Annotated in this window: 1 pseudogene; it reads left to right on the top strand. The window is 48.5% G+C overall.

The window, feature by feature from the left end:
• Nucleotides 1–99 precede the first annotated feature (99 nt).
• Nucleotides 100–291 (top strand): annotated as a pseudogene (locus J3482_RS20430) (transposase domain-containing protein); the annotation flags it as partial.

Here is a 291-nt window from a genome sequence, read left to right as displayed (position 1 = left end):
TCGAATCATCTCCTCAACCACCTCACCGTAGTGAGGCTATCATAGGGTGGGGGAATTTTCGATTGTTCCAGTGGGGTACTTTTAGGCTATCAAATACAGTTTGCCAACACGCCGAAGGGCGCAATGGCAAGTGCCATCACGTATAGTCTCGTTGAAACGGCAAAAGAAAATGGACTAGACCCAGTCTCGTACCTCCAACATCTGTTTGAGCAGTTATCCAATCTTGATTGTGAGGAACCGGATGCCTTAAACACCCTACTGCCATGGTCAGAGGAGCTACCGGAGCACATT

The organism is Alicyclobacillus suci (assembly GCF_017329615.1).
GTDB classification, from domain to species: Bacteria; Bacillota; Bacilli; order Alicyclobacillales; family Alicyclobacillaceae; genus Alicyclobacillus; species Alicyclobacillus suci.
This window is presented reverse-complemented; position numbering and strand designations above follow the sequence as displayed.